A 2777-nucleotide genomic window follows, 5' to 3' on the forward strand; every position below is an offset into this window, starting at 1 on the left:
CCCCCCCACGGCCATGGCCCCGAAGAACATGGCGATGCCGATCAGGATCAGCAACGCGATCAGAACTGGTGCGGTTATCTCAAACAATTCATCGCCTACGCTGCGGTACCAAGCACAGCGTTGTCAGCAACGATCACTACGCGATCCGAATCAACAGAGAAGAAGCCTCCGTCGATCTGGACCGAGAAGCGGGACTCGGAAACCGGTTCGATTTCCAGGTCCCCAGCGGCAAGCACGGACAGCATCGGAACGTGACCGGGCAGAACACCGATCTCGCCGTCCACCGAACGAGCCTTGACCAGCTTCGCAGCGCCCGACCACACGAAGTGGTCAGCCGCGACGATTTCGACCTGAAGCTCAGCCATAATTAGCTGGCCTTCTGGATTTCGGCCCACTGGCGCTCGACGTCGTCAAGACCGCCGATGTTGAAGAACGCCTGCTCTGCAATGTGGTCCAATTCGCCATCGCAAATGGCCTTGAAGCCTTCGATGGTGTCCTTGATCGATACGGTCGAGCCCTCGACACCGGTGAACTGCTTTGCGGTGTAGGTGTTCTGCGAGAGGAACTGCTGGATACGGCGTGCACGGGCAACGACGATCTTGTCCTCTTCGCCCAGCTCGTCGATACCGAGGATCGCGATGATGTCCTGCAGTTCCTTGTTCTTCTGCAGAATGGCCTTCACGCGGATGGCTACATCGTAGTGATCCTGGCCAATGTACTGCGGATCCAGGATTCGCGAGGTCGAGGTCAGCGGGTCGATCGCCGGGTACAGGCCGCGCGACGCGATTTCACGCGACAGCTCGGTGGTTGCATCCAAGTGGGCGAAGGTTGCTGCTGGAGCCGGGTCGGTGTAGTCATCGGCCGGGACGTAGACAGCCTGCATCGAGGTGATCGAGCGGCCCTTCGTCGAGGTGATGCGTTCCTGCAGCAGACCCATTTCATCGGCCAAGTTCGGCTGGTAGCCCACGGCGGAAGGCATGCGGCCCAGCAGGGTCGACACCTCGGAACCGGCCTGGGTGAAGCGGAAGATGTTGTCGATGAACAGCAGCACATCCTGGTTCTGGACATCGCGGAAGTATTCCGCCATGGTCAGAGCCGACAGAGCCACGCGCAAACGGGTTCCAGGTGGCTCATCCATCTGGCCGAACACCAGTGCGGTGTCCTTCAGGACGTTTGCCTCGTCCATTTCGACCCAGAGGTCGTTGCCTTCACGGGTGCGCTCGCCAACACCGGCGAATACCGAGGTACCACCGAAGTTACGTGCAACACGGGTGATCATTTCCTGGATCAGCACGGTCTTGCCAACGCCGGCGCCGCCGAACAGGCCGATCTTGCCGCCCTTGATGTACGGGGTCAGGAGGTCGATCGACTTGATGCCGGTTTCCAGCATTTCGGTCGAGCCCTCGAGCTCCGAGAACTTCGGAGGCTGGCGGTGGATTGGCCAACGCTCGGTGACCTGGATCTCCGAGTTGTCAACGTCCAGGGCGTCGCCCAGAACGTTGAAGATGTGGCCCTTGACGCCGTCGCCTACTGGGACGGAGATGGCAGCGCCGGTATCGGTCACCGAAGCACCGCGGACCAGGCCGTCGGTGGCCTGCAGCGATACTGCACGGACCAGGCCCTCACCGAGGTGCTGGCTGGTCTCGAAGGTGATCTTCTTGGTTTCGCCGTTGAGGGTCAGCTCAGCGGTCAGTGCGTTGTAGATAGCAGGCAGTGCGTCGGCTGGGAACTCGACGTCCACGACCGGGCCAGTCACGCGCGCGATGCGACCGATGGCCCCTGCGGTAACCTGCTCGTTGAGTTGGGCAGTCATCTTTCTCACTTCTTGTCTGGTCGGAGTATCGGTAATTAGCTGTTCAGCGCGTCGGCGCCGGCGATAATTTCCGAAAGCTCCTGGGTGATTTCAGCCTGACGGGCATTGTTGAGCAATCGGGTGTACTTCTTGATCAGTTCACCAGCGTTGTCGCCTGCGGCCTTCATGGCGCGCTGGCGGGCAGCGAGCTCGGAAGCAGCGGACTGCAACTGGCAGTTGAACAGTCGAGAATCGATGTAGCGCGGAAGCAGTGCGTCAAGCACTTCTTCCGGCGATGGCTCAAACTCGTACAGTGGCAACAGCTCGTCGGTTGGAGTCTCGGATTCATCCTCGACAACCTCCAACGGCAACAGACGGATGACCGTCGGTTCCTGCGTGACCATCGACTTGAACTGGGTGTAGACGACGTGGATCTCGTCCACGCCACCCTGCTCGAAATCGGTGTCGAAGTCCTCCAGGAGGACATCGCGCAGCTCGCGTGCGGTTTCGAAACGCGGGGAATCAGTTTCCCCGGTCCACACTCGTGCGTACTCGCGTGAACGGAAATCAAAGTAAGCCTGGGCCTTGCGGCCGACCAAGTAGGTCTTGACTTCCTTGCCTTCTTCACGCAGGAGTTCCACGAGGTGCTCTGCCTGCTTCAGAACGCTGGCGGAGTAGGACCCGGCAAGTCCTCGGTCCGAAGTCATCACCAAGACCGCGGCGCGGCGTACCTGCGCCGGCTCGGTGGTCAGTGGATGCTCGACATCGGCCTGGGACGCGACGGCGGTTACTGCACGGGTAATCGCATTGGCATACGGCAGCGAGGCCGAGACACGCGTACGTGCCTTACCAATGCGGGATGCAGCGATCAGTTCCATCGCCTTGAAGATCTTGCGCATCGACTTGGTCGATCCGATCTTCTGGCGGTAGACCCGAATCTGGGCTCCCATGTGTGTCCTTTCCTTATCCCCTACCTCGGGAGGGG

The 2777-nt window shown here is 60.4% G+C and carries 3 protein-coding genes; all 3 read right to left on the reverse strand.

The annotated features are described in order from the left end of the window. Nucleotides 1-95: 95 nt before the first annotated feature. From ACNPN0_RS07115 to ACNPN0_RS07125, 3 genes are read right to left on the reverse strand one after another with little or no spacing between them, the layout of a single operon-like run. Nucleotides 96-365 carry a F0F1 ATP synthase subunit epsilon gene (locus ACNPN0_RS07115; RefSeq protein WP_038990466.1) on the reverse strand — a complete coding sequence of 90 codons (270 nt, stop codon included), beginning with the start codon at nucleotides 363-365 and terminating at the stop codon, nucleotides 96-98. A gap of 2 nt (nucleotides 366-367) precedes the next feature. Further along, nucleotides 368-1813: a F0F1 ATP synthase subunit beta gene (gene atpD / locus ACNPN0_RS07120; RefSeq protein WP_133834459.1), complete on the reverse strand. Its 1446-nt coding sequence runs from the start codon at nucleotides 1811-1813 to the stop codon at nucleotides 368-370. 35 nt (nucleotides 1814-1848) lie between these two features. Next, on the reverse strand, nucleotides 1849-2742 hold the full coding sequence (locus ACNPN0_RS07125; RefSeq protein ID WP_133834460.1) for a F0F1 ATP synthase subunit gamma: 894 nt from the start codon (nucleotides 2740-2742) through the stop codon (nucleotides 1849-1851). Nucleotides 2743-2777 lie beyond the last annotated feature (35 nt).

The organism is Glutamicibacter sp. AGC84 (assembly GCF_053543575.1).